We start from the raw sequence: 18,094 nt of genomic DNA on the forward strand, positions 1-18,094 counted from the left end.
CGCCGCATGGCGCGGGCAAGACAAAGCAGTGAGCCGCCACCATCGTCACGTCTGAAATCTGTGGGTAATCACGTCGACTTGGACAGCGACCTGCTTGCGATTCGGGCCGCTGCCTGGGCCAGGAGCCGCACCTGCGAAATCAGCCTAGGACTTCCCGACGCTGCAGGTCATTGTTTTGGTTCGCAAACGGCATCCTCCCAGACGCCGTTTTTGAGGATCTGGTGCGGCCTGAATCCGGCCTTGTAGGCCATCTTGGGGCTCTCCTCGATCCAGTAGCCCAGGTAGAGGTGGCTGAGCTTGAGCTCCTTGGCCTGCTGGATCTGCCACAGCACGCCATAGGTGCCGAAGCTGCCCGGCACGTCCGGGTCGTAGAAGGTGTAGACCGCCGACAGGCCGTCGTTGAGGATGTCCAGGATGGACACCATGCGCAGCGGCGTGCTGCCGTCAGGCATGGTTTCGCGGAACTCTACGAGGCGGGAGTTGATGCGCGACTGCAGCAGGAACTGGGTGTACTGGTCAACGCTGTCATGGTCCATGCCGCCGCCAGAGTGCCGGCCGGCCTGGTAGCGCAGGTACAGCGCGTAGTGCTCGGGCGAATAGCCCAGGCGCATGACCTTGGCCTGCAGGTGGCGATGCGCCTTCCAGGCCCGCTTCTGGCTGCGGGTGGCCTCGAAGCTGGCGACCGGCACGCGCAGCGCGATGCAGGCGCGGCACTGGTCGCAGTAGGGGCGGTAGGTGAAGAGCCCGCTGCGGCGAAAACCCGCGGCAACCAGGTTGGAATAGGCGTCGGCGTGGATCAGGTGGCTGGGCGTGGCGACCTGGGAACGCGCCTGGCGGCCCGCCACATAGCTGCACGGGTAGGCGGCCGTGGCATAGAACTGGATCTGCGCGAGCGGCAGTTCTTTGGGATGGGTCACGTCGAGGTCAGAAGCCTGTGCCAGTAGTCCGGATGATAGGTCCAGGGGCCGGGCGTAGGTCCACCCACGTGGGTGGCGAGGTGGTCCTCGAAGGCTGCCCGTGGGACTTCTGCCGCACCCAGCGAGGCCAGGTGGGGGGTGTTCTGCTGGCAGTCGATCCAGGGGATGCCGAACTGGCGGCACAGGCAGATCAGGGCGCAAAGGGCGATCTTGGAGGCGTCGGTGCGGCGCATGAACATGGATTCGCCATAGAACATGCGCCCCAGGTTGACGCCGTACAGGCCGCCGGCGAGTTCGCCCTCCATCCAGGTCTCGATGCTGTGCATGGCCGGCCAGGCGAGATAGGCAGCCTGCAGTTCGGGCACGATCCAGGTGCCTGACTGACCCTCGCGCGGCGCGCTGGCGCAGGCACGCAGCACGGTGGCGCGATCAAAGTCGACGCGGATCTCACAGCCGGGCGTGGAGGCAAAGCGTGCCACCGTCTTGCGCAGCGAGCGCGAAAGCTTGAAGTCGGCCGTCTTCAGCACCATGCGCGGGTCGGGCGCCCACCACAGCGGCGGCTGGCCGGGGCCGTACCAGGGGAAGATGCCGCGCCGGTAGGCCGCTTCCAGGCGCTCGGGGTCCAGGGTGCCGCCGGCGGCAAGCAGGCCGGGGGCATCGGTGCCAGGGCCCAGCGCCCGCGAGCTGGGTGGAAAGTCGAGGGAAGCTTCGTCAAGCCAGTCGATCATGGAGCCATGGTAAGTTGGCGCCCATGATCACCGTCTATGGCATTCCCAACTGCGACACCGTCAAGAAGGCGCGCTCCTGGCTGGCCGAACAAGGCCTGGAAGTCGCTTTTCATGACTTCAAGAAACAGGGCGTACCGGCCGAGCTGCTGCCGACCTGGATCAAGGCCTTTGGCCGCGACAGGATCGTCAACCGCGCCGGTAACACCTGGCGCAAGCTGGACGACGCCGCGAAGGCCGCCGTCACTGACGACGCGTCGGCCATGGCGCTGATGCTGACCGAGCCCAGCGTCATCAAGCGGCCCGTCGTGCGCTGGCCGGACGGCCACTGGACGCTCGGATTTGGTGCGGAATCGTTCGAGAAGAGTGCATTGAATGCACCAAAGAAGAGCTGAACGATTGCCTGCGCTGCTCTCTGGCCGCAAATTTACGCCTTAAAAGCGGGCATTGAATTTGCAATTTCGGTGCGGTTTGGTTCGGATTGGTGCATGTCGCCCAAGTCTGGAGCCGCCGGCCGGAGGCAGCGTTGGAGTCATCGATCAAGCAGGGCGCAGACGCGCTCTTCATCCTACTGGGCGCCATCATGGTGCTCGCCATGCATGCGGGCTTTGCCTTCCTCGAACTGGGCACCGTGCGCAAGAAGAACCAGGTCAATGCCCTGGTCAAGATCCTGGTGGACTTCGCGGTGTCCACGCTGGCCTATTTCCTGGTCGGCTACCTGGTCGCCTACGGCAGCCACTTCTTCGCCGGCGCCGAGCAGTTGGCGCAGAAGAACGGCTATGAGCTGGTCAAGTTCTTCTTCCTGCTGACTTTCGCGGCGGCCATTCCCGCCATCGTGTCGGGCGGCATTGCCGAGCGGGCCCGCTTCGGCCCGCAACTGGCCGCCACCTGCGTCATCGTTGGCTTCATCTACCCGGTGTTCGAAGGCGTGGCCTGGAACCAGGCCTTCGGCATCCAGGCCTGGCTGAAGGCCGCCACGGGCGCCGAGTTCCATGACTTCGCCGGCAGCGTCGTTGTGCATGCCGTGGGCGGCTGGATAGGTCTCGCCGCCGTGCAGCTGCTCGGCCCGCGCCTGAACCGCTACCGCAAGGACGGCGCGATGAGCGCCCACCCGCCGTCAAGCATCCCTTTCCTGGCCCTGGGCGCCTGGGTGCTGACGGTGGGCTGGTTCGGCTTCAACGTGATGAGCGCGCAGACGCTGGACAAGCTTTCCGGCCTGGTCGCCGTCAATTCGTTGATGGCCATGGCCGGCGGCACGTTGGTAGCCGTGCTGCTGGGCCGCAATGACCCCGGCTTTGCCTACAACGGCCCGCTGGCCGGCCTGGTGGCCGTCTGCGCCGGCTCGGACGTCATGCATCCGCTCGGCGCCCTGGTCACCGGCGGCATTGCCGGCTGGGTGTTCGTGCAGTTCTTCACCCTGACGCAGAACCGCTGGAAGATCGACGACGTGCTGGGCGTCTGGCCGCTGCACGGCCTGTGCGGCGCCTGGGGCGGCATCGCTTGCGGCGTCTTTGGGCAGAAGGCGCTGGGCGGCATCGGCGGCGTGTCCTTCAGCGCTCAGTTGATCGGCACGCTGGGTGGCGTGACCTGGGCGCTGGCCGGCGGTTTCGTTGTCTATGGCGCCATCAAACGCATCACCGGCCTGCGGCTGGATGCGGAACAGGAGTTCGAAGGCGCCGACCAATCCATCCACAAGATCGGCTCGACGCCGGACCGTGAGGTCAGCTGGTAAGCTGGCCCGAACGCTGTTCAAAAAGGCCTCCCTGGAGGCCTGTTTTCCATGTTCACAGGCATTGTCCAGGGCGTCGCCCGCGTCGAATCCATCGAGGCCCGTGAGGGCCTGCACACCCTGCATCTGAAGTTCCCGCAGGGCTTCGACGCTGAGCTGGCCATTGGCGCCAGCGTCTCCTGCGACGGCGTCTGCCTGACCGTCACCGAGCGGCCAGCACCCGGTGTGGCCAGCTTTGACGTGATGGCGCAGACGCTCAGCCTCACCACGCTGGGCGGCCTGATGGTGGGCTCTGGCCTGAACGTCGAGCGCGCGGCCCGGGAAGGCGTCGAGATCGGCGGCCATCCGCTGTCCGGCCACGTGGACGTCTCCGCCCGCATTGCCGAGATCCGCAAGCCCGACAACAACCACGTCATCCGCTTCGCGCTGCCCGCGCCGTGGATGCGTTATGTCTTTGCCAAGGGCTATATCGGCGTCAACGGCTGCAGCCTGACCGTCGCCGAGGCCCGGCGCGAGCGCGACGGGTCGGGCTGGTTCGAGGTGTGGCTCATTCCCGAGACGCTGCGCATGACGACCTTTGGCGACAAGGGTGTGGGCGACGCCATCCACATCGAGATCGAGCGAAGCACGCAGGTGGTCGTCGACACGGTGCGCGACGCGCTGGACGAGAAGCTGGGCCCGCTGCTGCCTGTGCTGGAGGCGATTGCGCGGGAGCGCGGCATCGACATCACTCAGCTCGCGATAAGCAAATCTTGATGCTTTCTTGATACCCCCCGCCTCGATCTTGGCGAGGCTTTGAGGGCGCAATTTCCAGAATCACTTCCATCGTTATGGAGGTGTCATGGACATCATGTTTCTGGTTCTGGGCGCGGCTCTCGCGCTGTTGACCGGGCTCGCGGCCTGGGGCTGCGAAAAATTGGCGAGGAGGAAGTCATGAGTGGCTTCGAACTCGCCGCCGCCATCCTCGTCGTCGGGCTTGTCGGCTATCTGTTCTGGGCGCTGCTGTTCCCGGAGGACTTGTCATGAGTACCTCGGCCTGGGTCCAGCTCATCGTCTTTCTTGTCGTGCTGCTCGTGCTGGCCTGGCCACTGGCACGCTGGATTCACGCGGCCATGGAAGGCCGCGTCGGGTGGCTGCGCCGCGTCGAGCGCGGCCTGCTCAAGCTGGCCGGCGTGGATGCCGACGCCGAGCAAGGCTGGCTGCGCTATGCCCTCGGCCTGCTCGTCTTCAATGCCCTCGGCATCGCTGCCGTCTATGCGCTGCAGCGCCTGCAGCATCTGCTGCCGCTGAACCCGCAGGGCTTGGCCGCGGTGTCGCCAGACTCGGCCTTCAACACTGCCATCAGCTTCGTGACCAACACGAACTGGCAGGGCTATGGCGGTGAGTCGACCATGAGCTACCTCACGCAGATGCTCGCGCTGACGGTGCAGAACTTCCTGTCCGCCGCCACCGGCATCGCGGTCGTCGTGGCCTTCGTGCGTGGCTTTGCGCGCCATAGTGCCCAGGCCATCGGCAACGTCTGGGCCGACCTGACCCGCGCCACGCTGTGGGTGCTGCTGCCGCTGTCCTTCGTCTTCGCCGTCGTTCTCTCCGGCATGGGCGTCGTGCAGACGCTCAAGCCTTATCAGGACGTGACGACCATCGAAGCCCAGAGCTGGCAGGAGCCCAAGCTTGACGCCGCCGGCCAGCCGCTGAAGGGCACCGACGGCCAGCCGGTCATGGAGGACAAGAACGGCCAGAGCCAGAGCATTGCCCTCGGCCCGGTGGCGTCGCAGCTCGCCATCAAGATGCTGGGTACCAATGGCGGTGGCTTTTTCAACGCCAACTCGGCCCACCCCTTCGAGAACCCGACCGCGGCGACCAATGCGCTGCAGATGCTGTCCATCTTCCTGATCCCGGCGGCGCTGTGCTTCGTGCTGGGCCGCCAGGTGGGCGACATGCGCCAGGGCTGGGCGCTGCTGGGGGCGATGACGGCGATGTTCGTTGTCGCCGTCGTCATCGCCACGTCGGCCGAGCAGGCCGGCAACCCGCATCTCGCCGCGCTGGGTGTCGACTCGGCCCAGACGGCCACGCAGTCGGGCGGCAACATGGAGGGCAAGGAAGTGCGCTTCGGCATCGACGCCTCCTCGCTGTTCGCCGTCATCACGACGGCGGCCAGCTGCGGCGCCGTCAACGCGATGCACGACAGCTTCACGCCGCTGGGCGGGGCCGTGCCCATGGTACTGATGCAGCTCGGCGAGGTCGTCTTCGGCGGCGTCGGCGCGGGTCTGTACGGCATGCTGGTGTTCGCCATCCTGGCCGTCTTCGTCGCCGGGTTGATGATTGGCCGCACGCCTGAATACCTCGGCAAGAAGATCGAGGCGCACGAGATGAAGATGGTCTCGCTGGCCATCCTGCTGACGCCATTGGCGGTGCTCATCGGCACGGCCGTCGCCGTGATCGTGGAGCCCGGCAAGGCCGGCATCGCGGCGCCTGGCGCGCATGGCTTCAGCGAGGTGCTGTACGCGCTCTCGTCCGCCGGCAACAACAACGGCAGCGCCTTCGCCGGCCTGTCGGCCAACACGCCCTTCTACAACGGGCTGCTGGCCCTGGTGATGTGGATAGGCCGCTTCGGCGTCATCGTGCCGGTGCTGGCCATGGCCGGCTCGCTGGCGGGCAAGAAGCGGCTGGCGGCGGGCGAGGGCACCCTGCCCACGCATGGCCCCCTCTTCGTCGTGCTGCTGATCGGCGCCGTGCTGCTGGTCGGTCTTCTGAACTATGTGCCGGCGCTGGCCCTGGGCCCCGTCGTCGAGCACCTCATCCTCTGGAGCAAATCATGAGTGCCCCCGAACCTGTCGCTGTGCGCCAGGCCCCCCGAGGGGGGCAAGAGAGCTCGGGAGCGGCCCGTCGCTCTCTTGAGACTCGCGCTGGTTTTTCCCTCCTCGACCCGGCGCTGACTCGTGCCGCCCTGGTCGACGCCTTCCGCAAGCTGGACCCGCGCACGCAATTGCGCAACCCGGTGATGTTCGTGGTCTATCTCGGCAGCCTGTTGACGACGGCGCTGTCCGTCGCGCAACCGAACGGCTTCGTTGTCGCGGTAACGGTCTGGTTGTGGTTCACCGTGCTGTTCGCCAACTTCGCCGAGGCTCTGGCCGAGGGCCGCAGCAAGGCGCAAGCGGCGTCGCTGCGCGGGTTGAAAAAGGAAACCTGGGCCAAGTTGACCGACGACTGGAAGCCCGGTGCGCCACGTGACACGATCAAGTGGCACCCCCGCGAGGCCGGCACGCTGCGCAAGGGCGAAGTCGTGCTGATCGAGGCCGGCGATGTCGTGCCGGCCGATGCCGAGGTCATCGACGGCGTCGCCTCGGTGGACGAGAGCGCCATCACCGGCGAGTCCGCACCCGTCATCCGCGAGAGCGGCGGCGACTTCTCGGCGCTGACTGGCGGCACCCGCGTGCTGTCCGACTGGGTCGTGGCCCGCGTGGCCGTGAACCCCGGCGAGACCTTTGTCGACCGCATGATCGCCATGGTCGAGAACGCCAAGCGCAAGAAGACGCCCAACGAGATCGCGCTGACCATCCTGCTGGTCGCGCTGACGCTGGTCTTCCTGGGTGTCTGCACCACGCTGCTGCCGTTCTCGCAGTTCAGCGTGGCGGTGGCCGGCGCGGGCGAGCCGGTCAGCCTCGTCGTGCTGGTGGCGCTGTTGGTCTGCCTGATTCCGACCACCATCGCCGGCCTGCTGTCGGCCGTCGGTGTGGCCGGCATGAGCCGCATGCTGCAGGCCAATGTCATCGCCACCTCGGGCCGCGCTGTTGAAGCCGCGGGCGACGTCGACGTGTTGCTGCTGGACAAAACCGGCACCATCACGCTGGGCAACCGCCAGGCCGATGCGTTCTGGCCGGTAGAAGGCGCCAGCGAGGCTCAGCTCGCCGAGGTGGCGCGCCTGGCGTCGCTGGCCGACGAGACGCCCGAGGGCCGCAGCATCGTGGCGCTGGCCGACCGCAAGTTCGGCGCGGCCACGGCCATGGAACGGGGCGAGTTCGTGCCCTTCACGGCGCAGACGCGCATGAGCGGCGTGGATCTCGGCGCCCGCCGGATCCGCAAGGGTGCTGGCAGCGCGGTGCGCGCTCACGTTGAAGCCCTGGGCGGCCGCTGGCCGGCCAGCGTGCAGGCCAGCGTCGACGAGGCCGCCCGCCGAGGCAGCACGCCGCTGGTTGTCGTCGATGACGTGCGGGTGCTCGGCGTCGTCGAACTCAAGGACATCGTCAAGCCCGGCATCAAGGAGCGCTTTGCGCAGATGCGCCGCATGGGCATCAAGACGGTCATGGTCACCGGCGACAACCGGCTGACGGCCGCAGCCATTGCCGCCGAGGCCGGCGTGGACGACTTCCTCGCCGAGGCCACGCCCGAGGCCAAGCTGGCGCTGATCCGCGAGCACCAGGCCCAGGGCAGGCAGGTGGCTATGACCGGCGACGGCACCAATGACGCCCCGGCGCTGGCCCAGGCCGACGTGGCCGTCGCCATGAACAGCGGCACCCAAGCGGCCAAGGAGGCTGGCAACATGGTCGACCTGGACAGCAACCCGACCAAGCTCATCGAGATCGTCGAGACGGGCAAGCAGATGCTGATGACGCGTGGGTCGCTGACGACCTTCAGCATCGCCAACGACCTGGCCAAGTATTTCGCGGTGCTGCCGGCGGCCTTCGTGTCGACCTATCCGCAGCTCGGCGCGCTGAACGTCATGCGCCTGGCCAGTCCCAACTCGGCCATCCTGTCCGCGGTCATCTTCAACGCGTTGATCATCGTCGTGCTGATCCCATTGGCGCTCAAGGGCGTGCGCTACCGCGCCATCGGCGCCGCCGCGCTGCTGCGCCGCAACCTGCTCGTCTACGGCCTGGGCGGCGTCATCGTCCCCTTCATCGGCATCAAGGCCATCGACCTGCTGCTCGTGGCCCTTCACCTTGCTTGAATCATGAACACCCAACTCCGCCCCGCATTGACCCTGTTCGTGCTGCTCAGCCTCGTCACTGGCCTGGCCTACCCGCTGGCCGTCACCGGCCTGGCGCAGGCGCTCTTTCCCCATGCGGCCAATGGCAGCCTCGTCATCCAGGACGGCAGGCCGATCGGCTCCGAGCTGATCGGCCAGGCCTTCACCGACCCCGGGCATTTCTGGAGCCGTCCCTCGGCCACTGCGCCCGCGCCCTACAACGCGGCCAACTCCGGGGGCTCCAATCTCGCGCCGACGGCGCCGGCCCTGGTCGATGCGGTCAAGGCGCGCATCGACGCCTTGCGCGCGGCCGACCCGGGCAACCTGGCGCCGGTGCCGGTCGACCTCGTCACCGCCTCCGCTAGCGGCCTGGACCCCCACATCAGCCGTGCCGCCGCCGACTACCAGCTCCCCCGCGTCGCCCGGGCACGTGGGCTGCCACCGGAGCAGGTGAGGGCGCTGGTCGAGCAGCACACCGAGGGCCGCCGGCTCGGCTTCCTCGGCGAGCCGCGCGTCAACGTGCTGGCCCTGAACCTCGCGCTGGAGCGTGCGACGATCACCGCAAGATGACTCCAGGCAGACCGCCATGCTGATCAACAGCGCCGTGTACGAGGATGGCCGCATCGTGGCCGAGCCCAGCCTGGAGGGGGTGTCCGAGGCGCTGGAGAGAACGAGCGGCTTTGTCTGGATCGCGCTGCGCGACCCGAGCGATGAGGAGCTCAACCTGCTGCAGCACGAGCTGGACTTGCCGCCATTGGCCGTCGAGGATGCCCGCAAGGGCCATCAGCGGCCCAAGGTGGAAGAGTACGGCGACATGCTGTTCGCTGCGATGCATCTGTTGGAGACCGGCGCCGACGGCTTGGAGGTGGGCGAGGTGCACGTCTTCGTCGGCGCGCGCTTCATCGTCTCGGTACGCCACCGCAGCAGCCAGGGTTTCCTGGGCGTGCGCGGGCGTGCGGAGCGCGAGCCGCATCTGCTGCGCCAGGGGCCAGGTTTCGTCTTCTACGCACTGATGGACGCCGTCGTGGACCGCTACTTCCCGCTCATCGACGCCATCGAGGCCGAATTGGAGCAACTGGAAGCGACCATGTTCCAGCCCCATCAGGATCGCCAGTCCGTCGTGCAGCGTCTGTTCGCGCTGAAGCAGCGCCTGGCCACGCTGCGCCATGCCGTCACGCCGCTGCTGGAGGTGACGGCCAAGCTGCACGGTGGCCGCGTGCCCGTCGTCTGCAAGGCCCTGCAGGACTACTTCCGCGACGTCTACGACCACCTGCTGCGCATCCAGGCCAGCATCGACGCCGCGCGTGAAACCATCATCGCGGCGACCCAGGTCAACCTCACCCTGGTCACGCTGGACGAGTCCCTCGTCACCAAGCGCCTGGCCGCCTGGGCCGCCATCTTTGCGGCGTCCACGGCCCTGGCGGGCATCTGGGGGATGAACTTCGAGCACATGCCCGAGCTGAAATGGACCTTGGGCTACCCGATGGCGCTGGGCGTGATCGTCCTCGTCAGCGGGGCGCTGTACTGGCGCTTCAAGCGCCTCGGATGGTTGTGACCGACACCCGCCCCGACCCCGACGCGCTGCTGGCCCAGTTGCAGCGCGACGAAGCCGCCGCCCAGCGCGGCCGGCTGAAGATCTTCTTCGGCGCCAACGCGGGTGTTGGAAAAACCTTCGCCATGCTGGCCGCCGCGCATGCGGCTCGCGCCCAAGGCCGGGTGGTGCGCATCGGCGTCGTCGAGACCCACGGCCGCGCCGACACCGAGGCCATCGCGCGCGATCTGCCGCGCCTGGCGCTGAAGGACATCGTCCACCGCGGCCAGACCCTGCGCGAGTTCGACCTCGATGCCGCGCTGGCCTGGGGCCGCGAGCAAGCGGGCGGCGTGCTGCTGCTGGATGAGCTGGCCCACAGCAACGCGCCGGGCTCGCGCCACGCCAAGCGCTGGCAGGACGCGCAGGAGCTGTGCGAGGCCGGCATCGAGGTCTGGACGACGCTGAACGTGCAGCACCTGGAGAGCCTGAACGACGTCGTTGGCGGCATCACCGGCATCCGTGTCTGGGAAACCCTGCCCGACAAGGTCTTCGATGCGGCCGACGAGGTGGTCGTCGTCGACCTGCCGCCCGACGAGCTGCTGCAGCGGCTCAAGGAAGGCAAGGTCTATTTGCCGAACCAGGCCGAGCGCGCCGCCAAAAATTTCTTCCGCAAGGGCAATTTGCTGGCCCTGCGCGAGCTGGCCCTGCGCCGCACGGCCGACCGCGTGGACGACCAGATGCAGGCCTACCGGCGCGAGCACAGCGCCGGGACGGTGTGGCCCAACCGCGAGTCGCTGCTGGCCTGCATCGGCCCGGCGGCGGCGAGCGAAAAGGTCGTGCGCAGCGCCGCCCGGCTGGCGCAGCAGCTCGGGCTGGACTGGCATGCCGTGCACGTGCAGACGGCCCAGGGCCTGAGCGACGCCGCCCGCCAGCGCGTGCAGCGCACGCTGGAGCTGGCGCAGTCGCTCGGTGCCCGCACGGCCGAACTGTCGGCGCCCGAGGTCGCCGCGGCCCTGGTGGGCTATGCGCGCGAGCACAACCTGGCCCGCCTCGTGGTGGGCCGGCGCGAGCAGGCCTGGCGCTGGCCTGGCCGGCCGTCCCTGGCCGAGGCGTTGAGCCGCCTGGCCGACGAGATGGACGTGTTGCAGGTGGCGCTGCCCACCGGTGCGCGCGAGCAGCCCGCGGCGGCGACGCGTGGTGCCCTGATTCCTCTGCAGGCCTGGCGCGGCCATGCGGCGGCGCTGGCGGGCGTCGCGCTGACGACGGCCCTGGCCCACGTGTTGCTGGGTTTCATGGCGCCGACCAATATCGCCATGCTCTATCTGCTCAACGTTGTTGGCGTTGCGCTGCGCTTTGGCCGCGGGCCGGCGGCGCTGGCGGCGCTGCTCGGCGTGGCTGCCTTCGACTTCGCCTTCGTCGAGCCGAGAGGGTCGTTTGCCGTCGGCGATGCGCAATATCTCGTCACCTTCGCCGTGCTGCTGCTCGTCGGCCTCGTCATCGGCCAGCTCGCGGCCGGGCTGCAGGCCCAGGCCCGCGCGGCCCAGGAGCGTGAGCGGCGCGTGCGCGGCCTGTACACGATGTCGCGCGACCTCGGTGCCGCGCTGGTGGTGGAACAGGTTGCCGAGATCGCGACGCGCTTCCTGCGCGCCGAGTTCGGCGCCGCCTCGGCCGTGCTGGCGCCGCCGCCAGGGGCCACGCCCGGCCGCGAGATGCTGGTGGCGCTGCCGGGCGCAGGCGTGCAGCCGGACCTGGGTGTCGCCCAATGGGCCTTCGACCATGGCCAGCCGGCAGGGCAGGGCACCGACACGCTGCCGGCCAGCCCCTGCCTGATGCTGCCGCTGACCGCGCCGATGCGGCTGCGTGGCGTGCTGGCCGTCCAAGGGCAGGGCCGCCGCTGGTCGCCCGAGGAGCGCGAGCTGCTGGACACCTGTGCAGCGCTGCTGGCCATTTCGCTGGAGCGCATCCACTACATCGAGGTGGCCCAGCAGAGCACGTTGCAGATCGAGTCCGAGCGGCTGCGAAATTCGCTGCTGACGGCCGTGTCCCACGATCTGCGCACGCCGCTGGCCGCGCTGGTGGGGCTGGCGGATGCGCTCAAGCTCACGCCGCTGAACACGCCTCAGGCCGAGGTGGCCGACGCGATGCGTCGCTCGGCGCTGCGCATGACTGCGCTGGTCGGCAACCTGCTCGACATGGCGCGGCTTCAATCCGGCACGGTGCAGCTGAACCGGCATTGGCTGCCGCTGCAAGAGGTCGTCGGCAGCGCACTGGCCAGCCTGGAAGAAGCCTTGATCGACCGCGAGGTTGTCGTGGATCTGCCGGCGGACCTGCCCCTGGTCGAGCTGGACGCCGTGCTGATCGAGCGCGTGCTCGTCAACCTGCTGGAGAACGCGGCCAAGTACGCGGCCGGCGCCATCCGCATCCGGGCGCGCACGGCGGGGCGGCATGTCGAGATCGACGTCAGCGACGCCGGCCCTGGGTTTCCCGCGGGCCTCGAGGACAAGCTCTTCGACAAGTTCGAGCGCGGCGACCGCGAGAGCGCCACGCCCGGTGTCGGCCTGGGCCTGGCCATCTGCAAGGCCATCGTGGAGGCGCATGACGGCCGTATCAGCGCCCACAATGTCGCGACCGGCGGTGCCTGTGTGCGAGTGGAACTGCCGCTCGGCCAGCCGCCGGCGGAGAAACCAGAGTGAGCGCTGCACGCGTGTTGATGATCGAGGACGAACCGGAGATCCGGCGCTTCGTGCGCATGGCGCTGGAGAGCGAAGGCCTGGAGGTCTTCGAGGCGGCGACGTTGCAACGCGGGTTGATCGACTCGGCCACGCGCCGTCCCGAGCTGGTTGTGCTGGACCTGGGCCTGCCCGATGGCGATGGCCTGGACTTCATCCGCGAGTTCCGCGGCTGGTCGCAGGCGCCCGTCCTGGTGCTGTCGGCCCGTGAGGGCGAGGACCGCAAGGTGCAGGCCCTGGACGCCGGTGCCGACGACTACCTCGTCAAGCCCTTCGGCGTGGCCGAGTTGCTGGCCCGCGTGCGCGTGCAACTGCGCAGGCACGGCGGCGGCGGCAACGACGCCGACCCGGTGCTGCGCTTTGGTGACGTCGCCATGGACCGCGCGTTACGCACGGTCACCAAAGCCGGCGAAGAGCTGCACCTGACGCCCATCGAATACCGGCTGCTGCAGGAGCTTGCCAACGCTCCGGGACGCGTGTTGACCCACCAGCACCTGCTCAAGGCGGTCTGGGGCCCGGGCCATGCCGAGGACGTGCATTACGTGCGCGTGCACATGGCCAATCTGCGCAAGAAGCTCGAGGCCGATCCCAACCGGCCGCAGTGGCTGGTGACTGAGGCGGGCGTGGGCTACCGGCTCAAGACATGAGGGGCGAGCCGGGTGCACCCGGGCGGATACACGAAATCCTGCGTTCGAATCGGGCGCTGCGCGTGGTGTTGCTGACCGACTTCCTGGTCCGCCTTGCCGAGTTGGGTGCGATGGTCGTGTTGCCGTGGTGGATCACCAGCAGCGGTGGCGCCCACGCGATCGCGGCGTTCGGGGTGGCGTTGGCCGTCACGACCTTCATTGCCGCACCGGCTGTCTCGCCCTTTGGCGACAGGATTTGCAAGCGCCGGCAGATCACCTGGGGGCTGGCCTGCCTCAGCCTCGTCGCCGCAATGCAGCTGGCGCTGTCACTGGCCAGCGCCTTCAATCTGGCAGCCCTCATGATGCTGGCGGTCGTGCAGGTGCTGGCGACATCGTTCGTGGACCCGGCGCGCGATGCCGTGTTGACCGAATTGCTGCCGCCGGAGCAGTTGCCCGAGGCGATCCGTTTGCGCAAGACGGCACAGGCGGTCAGCGGCGTGCTCGGGCCGCTTCTGGCAGGCGCGGCGATCAGTTCGGCGGGCGTCACCGGTGGGCTGTGCTGCTATGGCGGCTTGATGTGCATCGCGATGCTCGCTGCATCGCGCCTCCCACGTACTCCCGTCCTCGAACTGCCGGTCCGCGGGTTGGCCCTGTGGTGGCGCGATCTGCGCGCAGGGCTGGCCGCCAAGTGGCTGATGCCGATGGAGCGCGGCTGGACCCTCGTGAATTTCGCGGTCTGGATCTTCCAGGGTCCCGCCGTCGGCCTGCTGATCCCGCTCAAGGTGCATTCACTGGGCCTGCAAGGCAGCTGGCTCGGCGTCAGCTTGGGGGCTCTCTCGTTTGGTGTTCTGCTCGGCAGTGCCGTTGGCTCGCAGCGGCTGGTGAACCACTTGGGCCGGTATCGCGTTCGCGTGGGGCTGGGGCTCGCCGAGGGCCTCGCATTGGCCGTGGTCGGGTTTGTCACCTCGCCCGCGCTGATGCTGGTCGGTCTGGCGGCTGCGGGCTTTTGCAATGCGTCGATGGGCCTGGTGGGAGCGACGCATCGCGCCCTGGCGGTGCCCAAGGCCTACCGTGTGCGCATCTTTGCGGCCGGCTCAATGACCACGCAGGTCGCCGGTGCCATCGGCCCGGCGCTCGTCGGCGTGGCGCTGGCGAGCTACAGCGTGAAATGGGTCTATACGGCCTGGGGTTTGCTCATGGCCACCTGCGTTCTGGGCCTTCTCGCCGTGCCGCGCCTCAAGGAGTTCCTGACGCTCGGCCATGACGAGATCGCGGATTGGTATCGCCTCCAATACCCGACCGTCTTCAAGTAGCTGCAGGCCGGCTGAGCCATCGGTCAGCCCTCGACACCATCAAGGCAAACTGCGCCGATGAACCCGGAAGATCTCCTCAAGCTCGTCACGACCGAGATGCCCTTCGGCAAACACAAGGGCACGCTGATCGCGGACTTGTCCGGCAACTACCTGGGCTGGTTTGCGCGCGAGGGATTTCCGAAGGGCGAGATCGGACGGCTACTGGCCTTGATGTACGAGATGGATCACAACGACCTGCGGGGCCTGCTCAAGCCGCTGCGGGGGCGTGGCCGATGAAGCGGCTGCTGCTGGCGTTGGTGCTGGGGTCTGCGCTGGTGGTGGCCAGCCTGGCTGCCCGCGCTGAAGGCGATGGCCGCTTCACTGTCGTGCGCGTGGACCTCGCTACGCAGAAGCTGCGTCTGTTCTGGCAGGATGACCGGGGCCGGCCGCTGCGTCGGCTGGACAAGTTGTCGGCCTGGTTGAGAGGACAGGGCAAGACGCTGGCTTTCGGCATGAACGCCGGCATGTACCACGCGGACGCGAGCCCCGTCGGGCTGCTGGTCATCGACGGGCGCGAGCTCGCGCCGCTCAATCTGTTGAGTGGAGAAGGCAACTTCTTTCTGAAGCCCAACGGTGTTTTCCTGCTGACGGCTCACGGAGCTCAGGTCGTCGACGCGGTGGACTACCCGGCGCTGCGCGAGGGTGTCCTGTTCGCCACCCAGTCCGGGCCGCTGCTGCTCAGGGACGGCCAGATCCATCCGGCCTTCAGCGCCAATTCGGCGTCGCGCTATATCCGCAACGGCGTCTGTGTGCTGGGTTCACAAGCCCTGTTCGTCATCACCGAGCAGCCCGTCACGCTGCACGAGTTCGCCAGCTTCTTTCGCGACGATTTGCACTGCAGGGAGGCGCTGTATCTTGACGGCGCCGTGTCCAGCCTCTACGCGCTCAGGCTCGGGCGCAACGACCATTGGAGCGAGCTCGGGCCGCTGTTTGGCGTCGTCGATTGACGCCGGCCCAGGCCGCGCTTTCGCCGGCCTGAACCGCGCGGTGAGCGGTCTGTCGCAAGCGCGTTGGAGGCTGGCCTCTGGATCCCTAGGCTGCGCTCATTCACAAGATGAGGAGTGGCCATGCTGCAGATCCAGAACGTCTCCAAGAGCTTCGGAAAACTCAATGCCGTCGACGGCGTGTCACTGGAATTGAAGCCCGGTGTCGTCGGCCTGATCGGCCACAACGGCGCGGGCAAGAGCACGCTGATGCAGATGCTGGCCACGCTCACGCGGCCCACCAGCGGGCGCATCCTGCTGGACGGTGAGGACATCGTCGCCAAGCCCGAACTGATGCGCCGGCGCCTGGGCTATCTGCCGCAGGACTTCGGCGTCTACCCGCATCTGACGGCACTCGAATTCCTGCAGTACTTCGCGGCGCTGAAGGGCGTGCGCGACCGGCAGCGGCTGCATGACCTGCTGGAGCTGGTGAACCTGCACGAGCAGGCCCACCGCCCGGCCATCGGCTTCTCGGGCGGCATGCGCCAGCGCCTGGGCATCGCGCAGGCCCTGCTGAACGACCCCGACGTGCTCATCGTCGACGAACCCACGGCTGGTCTCGACCCCGAGGAGCGCCTGCGCTTTCGTCACCTGCTGGGCGACCTCGGGCGCAAGCGCCTGGTCATCGTGTCGACCCACATCGTGTCGGACGTCGAGAACATGGCCTCGCACCTGGCCGTCATGCGTCAGGGCCGCCTTGTCGCCTTCGAAACCCCTGATGCCGTGATCGCTCGCGCCGTGGGCAAGGTCTGGACGGCCCAGCTCGCGCCAGCCGATTACGAAGCGCTGAAGGGCCATGTGCAGGTGCTGCAGGCCCAGCCTCAGGGCAGCCGCATTCAAGTGCGCATGGCGCATCCGTCGCGCCCCTTTGCCGAGGCCGAGCCGGCGAACGCCAGCCTGGAAGAGGCGCTGATGGCCCAACGCTATGCCGATGCGCGGGAGGCCGCATGAACACCAGTCTCTACAAGACCCTGGTGCTGAACGAATGGCGCTTGCGCAGCCGCCGGCTCAGCAGTCTCGTCATCCTGCTGGCCGTGGTGGCCGTGAGCTGGTTGATGGTGCTGGACCCGAAAAGTGGCATGGCCATGATGGTCGTGAACAAGCAGCGCATCGCCTACGAGAGCCAGGCCCTCGCCTTTGCGAGCAACCTGATCGCCTCGCTGCTGTTCGGCCTGGCGGGCTTCTACCTGGCGCGCGGCCGCACGCAGGAAGACCTGCGCTGCGGCACCGCTTCTGTGCTGGCCGCCACACCGGTCAGCAATGCGCAGCTGCTGGGCGCGCGCTGGCTGGGCGCCTTCGGTTTCCTGCTCTCGCTGGGCACGGTCGTGATGCTGACGGTCTGGGTGTTGCAACTCGTGCGCGGCGAAGGCCCGTTGCAGCCCTTGCCCTATCTGCAGATGCTGGTGTTCGGGCTGGCGCCCGGCCTGATGCTGTGCGCCAGCCTGGCCGTGCTGGCCGACGCCTGGGCGCCGCTGATGGGCAAGCGTGGCGACGCGCTCTACTGGGTCTTCTGGATGGTGCAGTTCGCCTTCATCCCGGCCACGCTGGGGCAGGGCGCCGTGCGGCTGACCGGCTGGCAGGTGTTCGACATCAATGGCATGTCGCCGTTGCTGGTCGGCGTGAGCCAGTTGATGGACGTGACCCACATCAGCGTCGGTGGCAGCCCCTTCGACGCGACGCTGCCCCGCCTGCACATGCCCGCTGGCCTGTGGAGCGCTGAGTTGATCGCTTTGCGCCTGGGCTCGATGGCGCTGGCCCTGCTGCCGCTGCTGCCCGCCGTGATGTTCTTCCATCGCTATGCACCAGACCGCGTGAAGCTGCGCAACCCCGCCGGTCGCTGGCGCATCGTGCAGTTGCTGCAATGGCTGCTGCGCCCGCTGCTGCGGCCTTTCACCGCCGCCCTTGGCCTGTTGCTGCGCGCCAGCGCCCGCCTGCCAGGCCTGCCCGGCCGCTGGCTGGCGGACGTGAGCCTGGTGTTGCTCAGCCAGCCGCTGTTGGCCCTGGCGATGGGGGCCGGCACGGTGGCCTGCGCGGTGGTGTCGACGGACCTCGTTCCCGCGCTGCTGGCCGCAACGTTGTGCGCCTGGGGCATGGCGGTGGCGGACGTGAGTTCGCGTGATCTGCAGAGCGGCACATGGGCTCTGGCCAGCGCAGTACCCGGCGGCGCATGGGAGCGCGGCTGGCGCCAGGTGCTGGCGGCCTTGGGGCTGGGGCTGCTGCTGGCCTTGCCGGCCTTGCTGCGGATCTCAACGGTGCAAGCCTTGGCCTGCGTGGCCGGCCTGCTCTTCTTGAGCGCAGCCGCCACGCTGCTGGGCCGGCTGACCCAGGGCTCGCGCACCTTCCTCGCGTTGTTTCTGTTCGCGCTCTACCTCAACCTGCAAAAGACCGGCGTGGCGGCGCTGGACCTGTTGGGTGTGGACGGCGCGGCCAACGCAGCCAGCGTGGCCGGCTATGCGCTGGCGGGCGGGCTGGGGCTGGTAGCACTGCTGGCCTGGCCGCGGCTGCGTCGGACCTGAGCCGCCGGTACTGGCCTACA

General features: G+C 68.1%; 17 protein-coding genes. 15 read left to right on the top strand and 2 right to left on the bottom strand.

From position 1 onward, the window contains the following. Window positions 1-167: 167 nt before the first annotated feature. Entirely contained in the window at window positions 168-917 is a 750-nt protein-coding gene (locus tag ASC91_RS10090) for an arginyltransferase (RefSeq protein WP_056195936.1), read from the bottom strand. Continuing rightward, window positions 914-1,645, bottom strand: a complete 732-nt coding sequence (locus ASC91_RS10095) for a leucyl/phenylalanyl-tRNA--protein transferase (protein WP_056195939.1) — start codon at window positions 1,643-1,645, stop codon at window positions 914-916. The genes ASC91_RS10090 and ASC91_RS10095 overlap by 4 nt, the downstream gene beginning before the upstream one ends. Window positions 1,646-1,668: 23 nt before the next feature. Here ASC91_RS10095 and ASC91_RS10100 point away from each other — a divergent pair, with 23 nt between their 5' ends. From ASC91_RS10100 to ASC91_RS10165, 15 genes are all read left to right on the top strand, one after another. Beyond that, window positions 1,669-2,037 carry an ArsC family reductase gene (locus ASC91_RS10100; protein ID WP_056195941.1) on the top strand — a complete coding sequence of 123 codons (369 nt, stop codon included), beginning with the start codon at window positions 1,669-1,671 and terminating at the stop codon, window positions 2,035-2,037. 131 nt (window positions 2,038-2,168) lie between these two features. Next, window positions 2,169-3,374 carry an ammonium transporter gene (locus tag ASC91_RS10105; protein ID WP_268795246.1) on the top strand — a complete coding sequence of 402 codons (1,206 nt, stop codon included), beginning with the start codon at window positions 2,169-2,171 and terminating at the stop codon, window positions 3,372-3,374. A gap of 48 nt (window positions 3,375-3,422) precedes the next feature. Continuing rightward, complete coding sequence (locus ASC91_RS10110; RefSeq protein WP_056195944.1) at window positions 3,423-4,127, top strand: riboflavin synthase; 705 nt, start codon at window positions 3,423-3,425, stop codon at window positions 4,125-4,127. A gap of 177 nt (window positions 4,128-4,304) precedes the next feature. Beyond that, the gene (kdpF, locus tag ASC91_RS28815; protein WP_082532572.1) at window positions 4,305-4,397 is read left to right on the top strand and encodes a K(+)-transporting ATPase subunit F; all 93 of its coding nucleotides are present in this window, start codon (window positions 4,305-4,307) and stop codon (window positions 4,395-4,397) included. Further along, window positions 4,394-6,190, top strand: coding sequence for a potassium-transporting ATPase subunit KdpA (gene kdpA / locus ASC91_RS10115; protein ID WP_056195948.1), 1,797 nt, complete (start codon window positions 4,394-4,396; stop codon window positions 6,188-6,190). The genes kdpF and kdpA overlap by 4 nt, the downstream gene beginning before the upstream one ends. Beyond that, entirely contained in the window at window positions 6,187-8,319 is a 2,133-nt protein-coding gene (gene kdpB / locus ASC91_RS10120; RefSeq protein WP_082532573.1) for a potassium-transporting ATPase subunit KdpB, read from the top strand. The genes kdpA and kdpB overlap by 4 nt, the downstream gene beginning before the upstream one ends. 3 nt (window positions 8,320-8,322) lie before the next feature. Continuing rightward, the gene (kdpC, locus tag ASC91_RS10125) at window positions 8,323-8,907 is read left to right on the top strand and encodes a potassium-transporting ATPase subunit KdpC (RefSeq protein ID WP_056195952.1); all 585 of its coding nucleotides are present in this window, start codon (window positions 8,323-8,325) and stop codon (window positions 8,905-8,907) included. Between the two features lie 16 nt (window positions 8,908-8,923). Continuing rightward, complete coding sequence (corA, locus tag ASC91_RS10130) at window positions 8,924-9,892, top strand: magnesium/cobalt transporter CorA (protein ID WP_056195955.1); 969 nt, start codon at window positions 8,924-8,926, stop codon at window positions 9,890-9,892. Further along, complete coding sequence (locus ASC91_RS10135; RefSeq protein ID WP_056197194.1) at window positions 9,889-12,561, top strand: DUF4118 domain-containing protein; 2,673 nt, start codon at window positions 9,889-9,891, stop codon at window positions 12,559-12,561. The genes corA and ASC91_RS10135 overlap by 4 nt, the downstream gene beginning before the upstream one ends. Window positions 12,562-12,578: 17 nt before the next feature. After that, the gene (locus ASC91_RS10140; protein ID WP_056197196.1) at window positions 12,579-13,244 is read left to right on the top strand and encodes a response regulator; all 666 of its coding nucleotides are present in this window, start codon (window positions 12,579-12,581) and stop codon (window positions 13,242-13,244) included. Then, window positions 13,241-14,536: an MFS transporter gene (locus ASC91_RS10145; RefSeq protein WP_082532574.1), complete on the top strand. Its 1,296-nt coding sequence runs from the start codon at window positions 13,241-13,243 to the stop codon at window positions 14,534-14,536. The genes ASC91_RS10140 and ASC91_RS10145 overlap by 4 nt, the downstream gene beginning before the upstream one ends. 57 nt (window positions 14,537-14,593) lie before the next feature. Beyond that, a complete protein-coding gene (locus tag ASC91_RS10150; protein ID WP_056195958.1) occupies window positions 14,594-14,812 on the top strand; it encodes a DUF3820 family protein in 219 nt (72 codons plus the stop codon). Next, complete coding sequence (locus tag ASC91_RS10155; RefSeq protein WP_056195960.1) at window positions 14,809-15,522, top strand: phosphodiester glycosidase family protein; 714 nt, start codon at window positions 14,809-14,811, stop codon at window positions 15,520-15,522. The genes ASC91_RS10150 and ASC91_RS10155 overlap by 4 nt, the downstream gene beginning before the upstream one ends. A 120-nt stretch (window positions 15,523-15,642) precedes the next feature. Continuing rightward, window positions 15,643-16,509 (top strand): ABC transporter ATP-binding protein, encoded by an 867-nt coding sequence (locus ASC91_RS10160; RefSeq protein WP_056195963.1) that lies wholly within the window; start codon window positions 15,643-15,645, stop codon window positions 16,507-16,509. Continuing rightward, window positions 16,506-18,074 carry a hypothetical protein gene (locus ASC91_RS10165; RefSeq protein WP_056195965.1) on the top strand — a complete coding sequence of 523 codons (1,569 nt, stop codon included), beginning with the start codon at window positions 16,506-16,508 and terminating at the stop codon, window positions 18,072-18,074. The genes ASC91_RS10160 and ASC91_RS10165 overlap by 4 nt, the downstream gene beginning before the upstream one ends. Window positions 18,075-18,094: the final 20 nt, after the last annotated feature.

Source organism: Pelomonas sp. Root1237, from assembly GCF_001425055.1.
In the GTDB taxonomy this organism is placed as follows: domain Bacteria; phylum Pseudomonadota; class Gammaproteobacteria; order Burkholderiales; family Burkholderiaceae_C; genus Pelomonas.